Source organism: Erwinia sp. MYb416, assembly GCF_037479575.1.
Lineage (GTDB): Bacteria > Pseudomonadota > Gammaproteobacteria > Enterobacterales > Enterobacteriaceae > Erwinia > Erwinia rhapontici.
The window spans coordinates 775,091-788,333 of the sequence record NZ_JBBGYT010000438.1 but is presented as its reverse complement, the minus strand read 5'-3'; the positions used below and the strand labels follow the sequence as shown (position 1 = coordinate 788,333).

The 13,243-nt window shown below is 53.1% G+C and carries 14 protein-coding genes; 8 read left to right on the top strand and 6 right to left on the bottom strand.

Annotation, left to right across the window (positions count from 1 at the left end):
- Positions 1-634: 634 nt before the first annotated feature.
- The 5 genes from artP (at position 635) to WH277_RS13265 (ending at position 4,368) form a co-directional block, all read left to right on the top strand.
- Positions 635-1,363 (top strand): arginine ABC transporter ATP-binding protein ArtP, encoded by a 729-nt coding sequence (gene artP / locus WH277_RS13285; RefSeq protein WP_133841067.1) that lies wholly within the window; start codon positions 635-637, stop codon positions 1,361-1,363.
- Positions 1,364-1,378: 15 nt separating this feature from the next.
- Positions 1,379-2,110: an arginine ABC transporter substrate-binding protein gene (artJ, locus tag WH277_RS13280; RefSeq protein ID WP_133841068.1), complete on the top strand. Its 732-nt coding sequence runs from the start codon at positions 1,379-1,381 to the stop codon at positions 2,108-2,110.
- A gap of 3 nt (positions 2,111-2,113) precedes the next feature.
- Positions 2,114-2,830, top strand: a complete 717-nt coding sequence (gene artQ, locus WH277_RS13275; RefSeq protein ID WP_133841069.1) for an arginine ABC transporter permease ArtQ — start codon at positions 2,114-2,116, stop codon at positions 2,828-2,830.
- The gene (gene artM, locus WH277_RS13270; protein ID WP_339505784.1) at positions 2,830-3,498 is read left to right on the top strand and encodes an arginine ABC transporter permease ArtM; all 669 of its coding nucleotides are present in this window, start codon (positions 2,830-2,832) and stop codon (positions 3,496-3,498) included. Before artQ ends, artM begins: the two co-directional genes overlap by 1 nt.
- Positions 3,499-3,636: 138 nt before the next feature.
- Positions 3,637-4,368, top strand: a complete 732-nt coding sequence (locus WH277_RS13265) for an arginine ABC transporter substrate-binding protein (RefSeq protein ID WP_133841071.1) — start codon at positions 3,637-3,639, stop codon at positions 4,366-4,368.
- 130 nt (positions 4,369-4,498) lie between these two features.
- On the opposite strand, the gene rlmC is transcribed toward WH277_RS13265, so the two are convergent.
- A complete protein-coding gene (gene rlmC / locus WH277_RS13260; RefSeq protein WP_339505783.1) occupies positions 4,499-5,626 on the bottom strand; it encodes a 23S rRNA (uracil(747)-C(5))-methyltransferase RlmC in 1,128 nt (375 codons plus the stop codon).
- A 55-nt stretch (positions 5,627-5,681) separates the two neighbouring features.
- The gene (locus WH277_RS13255; protein ID WP_133841073.1) at positions 5,682-6,155 is read right to left on the bottom strand and encodes a YbjO family protein; all 474 of its coding nucleotides are present in this window, start codon (positions 6,153-6,155) and stop codon (positions 5,682-5,684) included.
- Positions 6,156-6,534: 379 nt separating this feature from the next.
- On the opposite strand from WH277_RS13255, the gene WH277_RS13250 reads away from it, so the two are divergent.
- The 3 genes from WH277_RS13250 to WH277_RS13240 are packed head-to-tail and all read left to right on the top strand — an operon-like array spanning position 6,535 to position 8,797.
- A complete protein-coding gene (locus tag WH277_RS13250; RefSeq protein ID WP_339505782.1) occupies positions 6,535-7,206 on the top strand; it encodes a nucleoside recognition domain-containing protein in 672 nt (223 codons plus the stop codon).
- Positions 7,196-7,669: a YjiG family protein gene (locus WH277_RS13245; protein ID WP_133841075.1), complete on the top strand. Its 474-nt coding sequence runs from the start codon at positions 7,196-7,198 to the stop codon at positions 7,667-7,669. Before WH277_RS13250 ends, WH277_RS13245 begins: the two co-directional genes overlap by 11 nt.
- A 24-nt stretch (positions 7,670-7,693) precedes the next feature.
- On the top strand, positions 7,694-8,797 hold the full coding sequence (locus WH277_RS13240; RefSeq protein ID WP_167864871.1) for an amidohydrolase: 1,104 nt from the start codon (positions 7,694-7,696) through the stop codon (positions 8,795-8,797).
- Positions 8,798-8,927: 130 nt separating this feature from the next.
- Here the strand turns inward: WH277_RS13240 and potI are convergent, their stop codons facing one another.
- The 4 genes from potI to potF all read right to left on the bottom strand — a co-directional run bounded on the left by potI (position 8,928) and on the right by potF (position 13,100).
- The gene (gene potI, locus WH277_RS13235; protein ID WP_133841077.1) at positions 8,928-9,773 is read right to left on the bottom strand and encodes a putrescine ABC transporter permease PotI; all 846 of its coding nucleotides are present in this window, start codon (positions 9,771-9,773) and stop codon (positions 8,928-8,930) included.
- Positions 9,770-10,729 carry a putrescine ABC transporter permease PotH gene (gene potH / locus WH277_RS13230; RefSeq protein WP_339505781.1) on the bottom strand — a complete coding sequence of 320 codons (960 nt, stop codon included), beginning with the start codon at positions 10,727-10,729 and terminating at the stop codon, positions 9,770-9,772. Before potH ends, potI begins: the two co-directional genes overlap by 4 nt.
- Positions 10,730-10,731: 2 nt before the next feature.
- Entirely contained in the window at positions 10,732-11,865 is a 1,134-nt protein-coding gene (gene potG / locus WH277_RS13225; RefSeq protein WP_159338129.1) for a putrescine ABC transporter ATP-binding subunit PotG, read from the bottom strand.
- Positions 11,866-11,993: 128 nt separating this feature from the next.
- A complete protein-coding gene (potF, locus tag WH277_RS13220; RefSeq protein WP_339505780.1) occupies positions 11,994-13,100 on the bottom strand; it encodes a spermidine/putrescine ABC transporter substrate-binding protein PotF in 1,107 nt (368 codons plus the stop codon).
- Between the last annotated feature and the right edge of the window lie 143 nt (positions 13,101-13,243).

The window sequence follows — 13,243 nt, the reverse complement described above, 5'->3', positions numbered from 1 at the left end:
CTCACCTTAATGATTTCGACATGCAAATAGCATATTACATGTAATCCACCTGATCCCGGAAGTGACGAACCGTCATGGTTTATCAGAAAAAATTGCATTTCGAAAAAATCATAATTGAAACAATAAATCATTACTTTGCTTGAGATCCGATTCTATGAAAGCCATAAAAATACGACATCTGCAATCACGTGGATATTGTAACCGTAACTTTTAATTAGTTCAATGAGCGTAAATTATTATCATGATTAAATTTCTAGCCACAACCAGTAATCCCTGATTATCGCATGCATTCACGTTAAGAATTCGATGGCGTATTTTAATAATCAGAGGCATACCCTTCATACTTTAAGATGCAGATGCGTTTTCTACACCCATTCGCCCCAGCCACATAGTTATCTATGCTCATGAAGGTTCACGGGCTCGCCATCCTTCTGTAGCACAGTCATTGATCCGATCCCGCGCACATAATTGCATAACGGCCCCGATACATTTCAGTGAAAACCGTAACATCGCGCTATCTTGTGCTACTATTTAATCACCCTGCCCGCATAAATAAATTTTAACGCACAATGATTGCATAACTATGCTGTCGACGTTAAGATTCGCGGCATCAATTGCTATTCACTTTTTGCGCATGAGTATTCAACTAAACGGTATTAACTGCTATTACGGTGCCCACCAGGCGCTTTTTGACATTCAGCTGGCTTGCCCTCAGGGTGAGACGCTGGTATTGCTGGGGCCAAGCGGTGCCGGGAAGAGCTCTCTCCTGCGTGTGTTAAACCTGCTGGAGATGCCGCGTTCCGGTACGCTGGAAATCGCTGGCAATCGCTTTGACTTCACAAAACCCCCTGGCGACGTGGCAATACGCGAACTGCGTCAAAACGTCGGTATGGTGTTCCAACAGTATAATCTCTGGCCTCACCTGACTGTCGTTCAGAACCTGATCGAAGCCCCCTGCCGCGTGCTGGGCTTAAGCAAAGCGCAGGCACATGAACGTGCTGCGAAACTGCTCGATCGCCTGCGTCTGACGACCTTTGCCGACCGTTATCCTCTGCACCTGTCCGGTGGCCAGCAGCAGCGCGTAGCCATTGCTCGTGCTCTGATGATGGAACCGGCTGTGCTGCTGTTCGATGAACCCACCGCTGCACTGGACCCGGAAATCACCGCCCAGATCGTCAGCATCATTCGTGAACTGGCGCAGACCAATATCACCCAGGTGATCGTCACCCATGAAGTGGAAGTGGCGCGTAAAACGGCCAGCCGCGTGGTGTATATGGAAAATGGCTATATTGTCGAACAGGGTGATGCCAGCCGCTTTACACAGCCGCAAACCGAGGCGTTTGCCCATTATCTTTCGCATTAATTGCAGGACATAACGATGAAAAAAATTGTCATTGCCGCACTGTTAGCCGGTTGCAGCCTGAGCGCCAGCGCCACTCAAACCCTTCGTTTTGCTACTGAGGCGTCTTACCCTCCTTTCGAATTCGTGGATTCTGATAATAAGATCCAGGGGTTTGATGTCGATCTGGCCAACGCGCTGTGCCGCGAAATCGGTGCCGAATGTACCTTCACCAACCAGGCGTTCGACAGCCTGATCCCCAGTCTGAAATTCCGTCGTTTTGATGCGGTGATGGCCGGTATGGATATCACGCCTGAGCGTGAAAAACAGGTCCTGTTCACCAAAGCCTATTACGACAACTCTGCGCTGTTTATTATCCAGAAAGATAAAGTCAGCAGCGTAGATGCACTGAAAGGCAAACGCGTGGGTGTGCAGAACGGCACTACACACCAGAAATACCTGAGCGAAAAGCTGCCTGCTATTAACGTTGTGCCATACGACAGCTATCAGAACGCGATCCTCGACCTGAAAAATGGCCGTATCGATGCGGTATTTGGTGATACAGCGGTGGTCAACGAATGGCTGAAACAGAACCCAAATCTGACGCCAATGGGCGAGAAAGTGACGGATAAAGCCTACTTCGGCACCGGCCTCGGCATTGCCGTGCGTCAGGGTAATACCGAGCTTCAGAGCAAATTCGACGCGGCGCTGGACAAGGTGAAAGCCAACGGCACCTATAAGACTATCTACAGCAAGTGGTTTCAGCAGTAATTAATGAGCGAACTTTATACTCTCGCCAGCGCCGCCGGGATGACCGTCGGCCTGGCCGTTTGTGCACTGATTGCCGGTTTAATACTGGCGATGATTTTCGCCGTCTGGGAATCTGCGCGCTGGCGTCCCCTCGCCTGGCTGGGAACCGGACTGGTCACGCTGTTTCGCGGCCTGCCGGAAATCCTTGTGGTGCTGTTTATCTACTTCGGTGCCTCACAGCTGCTGCTGACGCTGTCGGACGGCTTCACCGTTAACCTGGGGTTCGTTCAAATCCCGGTTCAGGTCGCCATTGAGAATTTTGACGTCAGCCCGTTTCTTTGCGGGGTGATTGCGCTGGCTATCCTCTACTCCTCTTATGCATCACAAACCCTGCGCGGTGCGCTGAAAGCCGTACCGTCAGGCCAGTGGGAGTCAGGACAAGCGCTGGGAATGAAGAAGACCGCTATCTTCTTCCGCCTGATTATGCCGCAGATGTGGCGCCATGCGCTGCCCGGCCTCGGCAATCAGTGGTTAGTGCTGTTGAAAGATACCGCGCTGGTCTCCCTGATTAGCGTTAACGATATTATGTTGCAGACCAAAAGCATCGCGACCCGCACCCAGGAACCTTTTACCTGGTACGTTATCGCGGCGGGGATTTACCTGCTGATCACCCTGTTCAGCCAATTCGTCCTGAAACGCATTGAACTGCGCACCACACGCTTTGAGCGGGGAGACTGCTGATGTTGAGTTATTTCCCTGAACTGCTGAAAGGTTTGAATACCAGCCTGATGCTCACCGTAGCGGCACTGCTGCTGGCGTTGATTCTGGCCCTGGTGTTTACCGTGATCCTGGCGTTAAAAGTCCCGGTTCTGAACCAGATGACTCGCGCCTATATCACCCTGTTTACCGGCACCCCACTGCTGGTGCAGATCTTCCTGATCTACTACGGACCAGGACAGTTCCCGGCGATCCAGAATATTCACTGGTTATGGAGCCTGCTTTCACAACCCTGGTTGTGTGCGCTGCTGGCCCTGTCACTGAACAGCGCGGCCTATACCACACTGCTGTTCCACGGCGCGGTGCGTGCTATTCCTGCCGGGCAATGGCAGTCCTGTGCGGCGCTGGGCATGAACCGCCGCGATCAACTGCGAATTTTGCTGCCGTATGCATTCAAACGTGCGCTCTCCTCATACTCCAATGAGGTGGTGCTGGTGTTTAAAAGTACCTCGCTGGCCTACACCATTACGCTGATGGAAGTCATGGGTCACGGGCAAATGCTTTACGGACGCACCTACGATGTCAGCGTGTTTGCCGCCGCCGGGGTGATTTATCTGTGCGTAAACGGATTACTGACCCTGATGATGCGCATGATTGAGCGCCGGGCACTGGCGTTCGAACAGCGGAATTGATGCTTACCGATGCCCGATCCGCACCCGCGCCTCGGGCATTCATGAAAAAAAAGCCTTCGTAGCTCTTTAATCAACGGATAACGAACAGCTTCTGTCGTCGATACTGGTCAGGACAATGAGACCTAAAGGAATTAATAGATGAAAAAACTCGTTCTGGCAGCCTTGCTGGCCAGCGTTGCCTTAGGAACGCAGGCTGCAGACAAGATTCGTTTTGCCTCCTCCGCGACCTACCCTCCCTTTGAATCCCTGAACAGCGATAACCAGATTGTCGGCTTCGATATCGATCTGGCGAAAGCACTGTGCAAACAGATGCAGGCGGAGTGCAGCTTCACCAATAATCCCTTTGACAGTCTGGTTCCTGCGCTGAAGTTCCGCCGCTACGATGCCGTGATTTCCGGTATGGATATCACTGAAGAGCGCCAGAAACAGGTCAGCTTTACTCAACCTTACTACGCCAACTCAGCGATTATTATTGCGCAGAAAGGCAAGTTCACCAGCCTGGATCAGCTGAAGGGTAAACGTGTAGGTATTGAGAACGGCACCACTCACCAGAAGTACCTGCATGATAAGCAGCCGGACATCACGGCGGTGGCCTATGACAGCTACCAGAACGCGATCCTCGACCTGAAAAATAATCGCCTGGATGGCATTTTGGGTGACACCGCAGTGGTCGGCGCCTGGCTTAAGACCAACCCTAATCTCAGCGCCGTCGGCGAGCATATTACGGACAGCAGTTATTTCGGCACGGGTCTGGGTATTGCGGTACGTAAAGATAATGATGCGCTGCTGAAGAAGCTGGACACCGCGCTGGCTGCACTGAAAGCTGACGGGACGATTGATAAACTCAATAAGCAGTGGTTCCCCGAGTAATTTTCGGCATCCGGGCGCGGCATGCCACGCCCCTACCCACATGCTGACGTCATCGTAAGGCATCAGGGCGCGGCATGCCACGCCCCATATAGTGGTATCATCGTAGGGGGGGGGGGGGGCCCCCCCCCCTTTACACCCGCTGCAACAGCGTCAACACTTCGTAATGCGTGGTGTGCGGAAACATATCAAAGATCTGAACTTTGATGATGCGATAGGCTTTCAGGCGTCCGATATCGGCGGCCATCGTTTCGGCATTACAGCTGGAATAGAGTATCCATGGCGGTGCCATTTTTTCCAGATACGCACAAAGCCCGGCACCAATTCCGCGGCGCGGTGGATTGACCAGCACCAGCTCCGGCACGCTGCCCTCTCCGGTGGCAAAAGCAGTGGAGTCCAGTGCTGCAAAGCTCACTTGTTTCAGTCCCATCTGTTCCGCAGACCGCTGCGCACAGGCAATCGCCTCCTGGCTGATCTCGATCCCCGTCAACTGCATCTCGGGCGTCGCACAATGCAGACCAAAACCACCCACACCGCAGAACAGATCCCACATAGCACTCACCTGCAATTCTCTGACCCAGACTCGCGCAGTGGCATACAGTTCGGCCGCCACCCGTGGATTGGTCTGAAAAAAGCTCTTCGGCAGTAGTGACAGCGGCACGTCGTTGAGTTGTTCGGCAAGGACCTGATTATCCGTTAATGGAATCTCTTCCTCCCCCTCCATAATCGCCATCGCCACAGGTTGAATATTGGCAGAAATCACCGCCAATTGAGGCAATGCGCGCTGAAGCTCGGGCAGTGCGGCGCGCAGCTGCGCCAGTTTGGTGGTTGAGCGCAGAACAAAACGTAGCATCAGTTGCCCGTTATACCGGCTTTCGGTCAACAGGATATATTTCAGTTCACCTCGCCTGCGTGCCACGTTATAGGGCGTCAGCCCGGCACGGGCAATAAACGGGCGTAGTTCAGCAAACACGCTGGCAAAACTGTCAGGATAGAGCGGACAGTCGCTCAGATCGACTGGCGTACCATCACGATGCAACATACCCAGCAGAGGGCGTTCGACGCTGCCGCTGACCACCATTTTGGCTTTATTGCGGAATTTTTGTAGCGGAGAGAGCGCTGGCGGCAACCACTGACCAACCGGAAAACATGCCAACAATTGCTGTAAATGTGACTGTTTTTGAGAAACTTGTCGGGAGTAAGGTGTCTCCAGCCATTGGCAGGAACGGCAACGGCCGGCGTCATAAAGCGCGCAATGCATGATGGAAGCCTGATCTGGGAAGCGAAATGCAGTCGAACAGTATAGCAGTGGAGGATTAACGATAAAACCGTCGGCTACTTTGCGGCACAAACAGCAGCAACAACACCAGGATATCGGGAAGCTTTTGTACCAGGAGAGAGGGAACAACCTGACTATCATTATCGCTATTAATGCTGAAAATCTCCGGATAGACCCAGCCCATAGACGCCACAAACATATAGATCAGCACCAGCACCTGAGCTGCCAGGAAACCCCAGCGCCCCCAGCTGTGCCCGCGCATCAGGGCAATGGCACAGCGCAGCTCGATAAAGAAGATCAGCTGGCTGGCAATAAAGATCAGCGTTGAATCCCAGGCCTGTGCACTGCGATGCACAAAGTTCATCAGCTCCATCAACCCCAGCTCGTTAGCGAGCAGCAATACGCCGAGGCAGCGGGTAGCAATAATGGCGATACCCGCAATCCATACGGGCACCGGAATGCTTGCCGCGCCGCTGAACAGCGTTTTGCTCTCTCTTATCACTTCAGACATTTCTTCCCTCCTGCTGCTGCCACGCCCTGTGATGGTGCAACTGATCCATCATGGTGTCTTACGGTTGCACTCACAAGAATATTCCCACTGAGAAAAGAAAAAAAGTGTCTTTTATTTCATCGTTGAAAATAAATAATCGGTTTTTCACTTTTATCTTATAGCGAAATTAACCCGCCCTGCCTCAGTTCATTCCGTAAGATTAATGATATGAATGCATTCTGGCACGATATCTGCAATCCGAACCCTGTGGTTCGATCGTTATCGGCAGCAACCACATTATTTTTAGTCCAGGTCGGTCAATAATTCCACTATATGGAACGAAAATTCCGCTATGGGCTATTTGCATAACCTTTGATGAATACCGGGGAGTAGGAACCAGATGTCTGAAGAGAAAATAACCCTGTCGGGTGAAAAGTGGTCAGTCGGCAAAGGGGCCTGGCTGGCATTAATATTAGCCATACTGTTTTTTTCCGGCCTGCTGTTTAACGTCGACGGCATGGCATGGCTGGGTGCATTTGATTTCACCACACTGGGTGGCAGTTTCGGCACCATGAAAGATCCGGCCCATAATACCTTTGTCGGTGCGGGCGGACTCAGTGCCAAAGCCGGCTTCCTGTTTGCATTGTCGCTGGTGCCAACCGTGATGCTGGCGCTGGGGCTACTGGAGATCTTCACTCATTACGGCGCCATTCGCGCGGCCCACAAATTGCTGACGCCACTGTTACGTCCCCTGTTAGGTATTCCAGGACGCACAGGGCTGGCCTTAATTACCGATTTACAAAGCACCGATGCAGGTGCGGCATTAACGAAAGAGCTGTACGACAACAAACAGGTGACGAAAAAAGATGTAGTGATCATGGCGGCCTGGCAATATTCCGGCGCAGGGCTGATTAATAACTACTTCTCTATCGGGTCGGCGTTATTTGCTTCGCTGGCCACACCGGTACTGGTCCCGCTGGTGCTGATGTTCGTACTGAAATTTGTTGGCGGCGCTTTTGTCCGTCTGATGCTGAATACCGTTTACAAGCGAGATTTCCAACATGCAGAATAACCCTCAGGTTAGCGTTTCTAATAATCCCTTCGATATCTTTGTGATTGGTGCACGTAAAGGCTTTCATATTGCCATTCATAATTTAATGCCGAACGTGGTGATGGCTTATGTCATTGCTGAAGTGCTGAACCTGCTCGGCGTGATGAAACTGATTGGTACCGTTTTCGCGCCCGTCATGGGGCTGTTCGGCCTGCCCGGTGAAGCGGTTACCGTACTGCTGACCGCCTGGCTCTCCTCCTCTGCCGGAACCGGCGTTGCTATCAGCCTGCTGGCGAAAGGCGTGCTGACCGGGGGAGATATCACTATTCTGGCCCCGGCGATCTTTTTAATGGGTTCTCAGTTACAGTATATGGGCCGCCTGCTCGGTGTTTCCGACGTGCCGAAAAAATACTGGCCGCTGTTAATGCTGACCAGCATTATGAACTCGGTCATCGCGATGCTGGTGATGCGAGTCATTGCGTAACAGAAGCTGAATGGAGTGTATAACGTGTCAAAAGTGTTAGAACATTACCACTACCTGCACGAAATCCCGGAGTTGGGTTTCCAGGAGTTTAAGACCTCGGCCTACATCAGCCAGCAGCTTAAAGCCGCCGGTTATGAGGTTCAGGATCATTTTAATGCCACCACCGGCATTGTCGCTGTGCTGGACAGCGGTGTTCCAGGCCCGACTCTGGCACTGCGTGCCGATATGGATGCGCTGGGGCATATCATCAACGGCATTCCCTGCGCCCGCCATACCTGCGGCCACGACGGTCATTCTTCAGTGGTGCTCACCGCCGCCCAGGAACTGATCGCCGAGCAGGCGATTAAAAAAGGTCGCCTGAAACTAATTTTCCAGCCTGCTGAAGAACTGGGAACCGGCGCGCTGGCGATGATCGACGGCGGGGCAATTGATGATGTCGATATGATCCTCGGTTTCCACGTCCGTCCGGCGGAAGAGTGCGCGGTTGGCACAGCGATCCCTGCCGTGTATTACTCAGCCTGTGTGACCGTTGAAGCCATTATCCGCGGCCAGACCGCGCACGGCGCTCGCCCACACCTTGGCGTCAATGCGCTGGATGCTGGCGTTAGCGCAGTGCAGGCAGTAAATGCGATTCATATGGCACCGAACAGCGTGTGGAGCGTTAAAGCCACGCGTTTCCTCTGCGATGCAGGCGTGACTAACTCGATCCCGGATGAAGCACGCGTGGTGTTCGATCTTCGGGCCGCAAAGAACGAGGATATGATCGAACTGCAACATCGTGTGCAGCGTGCCATTGAGCACAGCGTTGCCGCCTTTGGCGCACAGGCTGAAGTGCAGGTACTGAAAGCCATGCCCGCAGCCGAAATTGATGATGAGATGAGTGCGCTGATCTCCGGCGCGATTGTCGAGGTATTGGGTCAGGACGCTTTACTTGAACCGCGCTCCACGCCGGGCAGTGAAGATTTCTTCCACTATCCGGTGCAGCGTCCTTCAGTGAAGGCCGGTTTCTGGGGCCTGGGCACCGGGTTAGTTCCTGGATTGCACCATCCGGATATGCATTTTGATCTGAATTCATTGCCGGTGGGGATTAAGATTTTCAAAGCCTGTGTGAAGAAGGTGCTTGGGTGATTGGTCGCCAAGGAACCTCGTAGAGATAACGGGACGACCTTTTTCCGGTCGTCCCGTTTTCATTGCGGCATAACGTCGCAGGCTGGAAGAAACAGAAGGTCAGCCACGACAGGTCTTGCTTAAACGCGGATTAATGCCCGGCGCGCGCCCTCTGAATGTCTTTCAGGCGCTGCTTCTCTTTACTGGCCATCAAACGCCAGGCAATAAAGCCAACAATCCCCACCACCAGCAGAATCAAGGTTGCCAGCGCGTTAATTTCGGGGTTAATCCCACGGCGCACGGTGGCAAATATCTGCATCGGTAACGTATTAGCACCTGGCCCGGTGACGAAGTTGGAGATCACCAGATCGTCAAGCGACAGGGTAAATGCCAGCAGCCAGCCGGTGACAATGGCAGGCGCAATCATCGGAACCGTGATCACAAAAAACACCTTCAGTGGCGTCGCCCCCAGATCCATCGCCGCCTCTTCAATCGAGCGATCCAGCTCACGCAGACGCGAGTTAATCACCACCGCCACATAGGCGGTGCAGAAGGTGACGTGGGCCAGCCAGATCGTCAGCATCCCGCGCTCAGCAGGCCAGCCGAACGCATTCGCCATGGCCACAAACAACAGCAGCAGCGAAAGCCCGGTGATCACATCCGGCATGACCAGCGGTGCCGTCAGGATAAAGGCAAAGCCAGTGGAGCCTTTAAAGCGGCCGAAGCGCACAATCACCATCGCAGCGATAGTCCCGAGGATCACCGCTGCCGTCGCCGACAGCCCGGCAAGGGACAGGCTAAGCGTTACCGCACGGATCATGGCATCGTCGTTAAACAGTACCTGATACCAGCGCAGCGAGAAGCCCTCCCATGCCGCCAGTTGCGATGAGTTAAACGAATAAATCACCAGTAACAGCATTGGTGCGTACAGGAAGAAGAAACAGACGGCAAGGATAGCCGTGCGCCACTTTGAGCGAATAACCGGTAGCTGACTCACGCTTTATCCCCCTCTTTATTCTGATGTTTATGGAACCAGATAATCGGCAGGATCAGGATCAACAGAATAATCACCGCCAGGGCCGATGCGACAGGCCAGTCACGGTTGTTAAAGAACTCCATCCACACCACGCGCCCGATCATAATGCTGTCCGGGCCCCCCAGCAGTTCCGGGATCACGTACTCCCCTACCGCCGGAATAAACACCAGCATCGACCCGGCGATAATGCCGCCTTTGGTCAGCGGCACAATCACACTGAAGAAGGTTCTTATCGGACGTGCGCCGAGATCGAGCGAGGCTTCCACCAGCGAGTAATCAATACGTGTCAGCGCGGTGTAAATCGGCAGCACCATAAACGGCAGATAGCAGTAAACAATACCGATATACACCGCCAGATCGGTGTAAAGAATGGTGATCGGATGATCGATCACCCCCGTCCACATCAGGAATCGATTCAGAATACCGTTATTATTGAGGATGCCCATCCACGCATAAACGCGCACCAGGAACGAGGTCCATGACGGCAGGATCACCAGCAACAGCAGGATATTGCGCGTAGAAGGTGAAGCATGTGCCACCGCCCATGCCAGCGGATAACCAATCGCTAAACAGATCAGCGTGGCAATCCCCGCCACCTGCAATGAATGCAGGTAGGCATCGATATACAGCGGGTCCTCAGTCAGCATCAGGTAATTGCCGAAGTTCAGCGCCATGTTAAGCTGGCCGTCAGCCCAGCTTAACAGCTCGGTATACGGTGGGCTTGAACGGGCGATATCGGAAAAACTGATCTTCAGAACAATCAGAAACGGCAGCAGAAACAGTAGCGACAGCCAGAGGTAAGGCAGTCCAATCACCAGCTTACGACCGTGCGCCATCGACAGACGTGTCAACAGCCCTTTAATGCCGGTTTGCTGGCCGCTTGGCGGCTCGGGAGGGCGTTCAGAAAATTGGCTCATGATTATACCGTTAAGACCACACAGCTATCGGCATCCCAGCAAAGACGCACTTCGTCACCCCAGGTCGGAGTATCCTTACGGAAGCGATAGGCATTCTGCAACTGGGCACTGATCATCTGCCCGCTATGCAGACGGACATGATAAATCGACAGATCGCCCAGGTAGGCAATATGCACCACTTCACCCACGGCAAAGTTGCAGCCATCGGCCGGAATCTCATCGCATAACATCACTTTTTCCGGGCGCAGCGCCACGGACACCGGAACACCATCAACCACCGACACGTCAGAGGCCACTTTCAGCGGATGGATCAGGCCCGGACTCTCAATAATCAGCCCATCCTCCAGACGTTCACGCAGCAGTCCTTCGAACAGGTTAACTGAACCGATAAATTCGGCACTGAAACGCGTGGTCGGGTGCTCGTAAATTTCTTCCGGTTCACCGATCTGCACAAACTTGCCACGATTCATTATCGCGATGCGGCCCGCCATGGTCATGGCTTCTTCCTGGTCGTGGGTCACCATGACGCAGGTCGCCCCTACACGCTCAAGGATATCCACCACTTCATGCTGCATGCGGTCACGCAGTTTTTTATCCAGCGCGCCCATCGGTTCATCCAGCAGCAGCAGTTTAGGGCGTTTTGCCAGGCTACGGGCCAGTGCGACACGCTGACGCTGACCGCCAGAGAGCTGATGAGGCTTACGTTTGGCAAACTCCTGCATATGCACCAGCGTCAGCATTTCAGCCACACGCTCGGCAATTTCGGCTTTCGGCAGACGGTCCTGTTTCAGTCCAAAGGCGATATTCTGCTCCACCGTCATATGGGGGAACAGGGCGTAGGACTGGAACATCATATTAATGGGGCGCTGATACGGTGGCACATGGGAGAGATCCAGGCCATCCAGCACGATTTGCCCCTGCGTTGGCGCTTCAAAACCGGCCAGCATACGCAGCAGCGTTGATTTACCGCAGCCTGAGGCACCTAACAGAGCGAAAATCTCGCCTTTATAGATGGTGAGGTTCACATCATCCACCGCATGCTGACCATCAAACGATTTGGTCAGATTGCGGATCTCCAGCAGTGGCGTCAGCGCCTTACCTGCTTTGCTTTGAGGACGGGGGATCGCGTCATTCACTACCATTATACTCCGGCGCTAAAAGGCGGGGCCGCTGTGCGGGTTGACGTCTGCCCTGCCCTAAAAAAAACAAAACAGAGGCCGGTAACCGCGCCTCTGCTGCTTAACGAGTGTGAAACGGTTATGGCTTACTTACCACTTTTAACTTTAGTCCATGCACGCGTACGCACACGGTCAAGTTTCGGATCCTGCACCTTCAGGGTGAACAGTTTCGCCATGGTTTCAGGGGTTGGATAGATTCCCGGGTTGTCGCGAATAGCCGCATCAACAAACGGCAGGGAAGCCTTTACACCGCTGGCGTAAAACACCGTATTGGAAATCTGCGCCATCACTTTCGGCTCCATCAGATAGTTAATAAACTGATAGGCTTCATCGACGTTTTTCGCATCTTTCGGGATCGCCAGCATATCGAAGAACGCTAGCGCGCCCTGCTTAGGAATGCTGTAGGCGATATTCACGCCGTTCTTCGCTTCTACAGCGCGGTTTTTCGCCTGGAGAATATCACCCGCCCAACCAATCGCCACGCAGGTATTGCCGTTTGCCAGATCGTTGATGTACTGGGAAGAGTGGAAATAGCGAATGCTCGGACGCAGTTTCAACAGCAGATCGGTCGCCGCCGTATAATCTTTTGCATCGCTGCTGTTCGGATCTTTGCCCATGTAGTTCAGCACAGTCGCGAAGATCTCCTCAGGTGCATCGAGGAAGGAGACGCCACAGCTCTTCAGCTTTTCGAGATTTTCCGGCTTCAGGACCAGATCCCAGCTGTCGACCGGGGCATCTTTACCCAGAGCGGCTTTCACTTTATCAACGTTATAGCCAATCCCGGTGGTCGCCCACAGATAAGGGATCGCATATTTGTTGCCCGGATCGTGCTGCTCGAGCTTTTTCATCAAATCAGGGTCGAGATTTTTGTAGTTCGGCAGTTTGCTTCTGTCCAGCGGCTGGAACACACCCGACTGAAGCTGACGCGCAAGGAAGCTGGAGGACGGCACAACGACGTCATAACCGGTGCTACCGGCCATCAGTTTGCCTTCCAGTACTTCATTGGAGTCGAATACGTCGTACACCACTTTGATACCGGTTTGCTTTTCAAAATCCGCCACCGTACCCGGCGCAATATAATCAGACCAGTTATAAACGTGCAGCGTCTTGTCTGCGGCCAGTGAGCCAGCAGAGATCGCCATCAGCGTACCCGCTACCACACCTGACAACCATTTTTTACGTTGGTTGAACATTTTCCATCCTCATGAACAGAGATAAACATTTTGCCGGGCAGGTGAACCGGTGAACACCTGCTTTCTTGATAGATAAAGTTTGAAGAATTAAGGCTAAAGAATGAATCATTATTCACCGGCCCGTTAATACTAAAAACCTATAT

Excerpts from the sequence above, each read along its gene's own strand:
- artP (WP_133841067.1), top strand. The coding sequence starts at position 635 with ATGAGTATTCAACTAAACGGTATTAACTGCTATTACGGTGCCCACCAG.
- artJ (WP_133841068.1), top strand. The coding sequence starts at position 1,379 with ATGAAAAAAATTGTCATTGCCGCACTGTTAGCCGGTTGCAGCCTGAGC.
- artQ (WP_133841069.1), top strand. The coding sequence starts at position 2,114 with ATGAGCGAACTTTATACTCTCGCCAGCGCCGCCGGGATGACCGTCGGC.
- artM (WP_339505784.1), top strand. The coding sequence starts at position 2,830 with ATGTTGAGTTATTTCCCTGAACTGCTGAAAGGTTTGAATACCAGCCTG.
- WH277_RS13265 (WP_133841071.1), top strand. The coding sequence starts at position 3,637 with ATGAAAAAACTCGTTCTGGCAGCCTTGCTGGCCAGCGTTGCCTTAGGA.
- rlmC (WP_339505783.1), bottom strand. The coding sequence starts at position 5,626 with ATGCATTGCGCGCTTTATGACGCCGGCCGTTGCCGTTCCTGCCAATGG.
- WH277_RS13255 (WP_133841073.1), bottom strand. The coding sequence starts at position 6,155 with ATGTCTGAAGTGATAAGAGAGAGCAAAACGCTGTTCAGCGGCGCGGCA.
- WH277_RS13250 (WP_339505782.1), top strand. The coding sequence starts at position 6,535 with ATGTCTGAAGAGAAAATAACCCTGTCGGGTGAAAAGTGGTCAGTCGGC.
- WH277_RS13245 (WP_133841075.1), top strand. The coding sequence starts at position 7,196 with ATGCAGAATAACCCTCAGGTTAGCGTTTCTAATAATCCCTTCGATATC.
- potH (WP_339505781.1), bottom strand. The coding sequence starts at position 10,729 with ATGAGCCAATTTTCTGAACGCCCTCCCGAGCCGCCAAGCGGCCAGCAA.
- potF (WP_339505780.1), bottom strand. The coding sequence starts at position 13,100 with ATGTTCAACCAACGTAAAAAATGGTTGTCAGGTGTGGTAGCGGGTACG.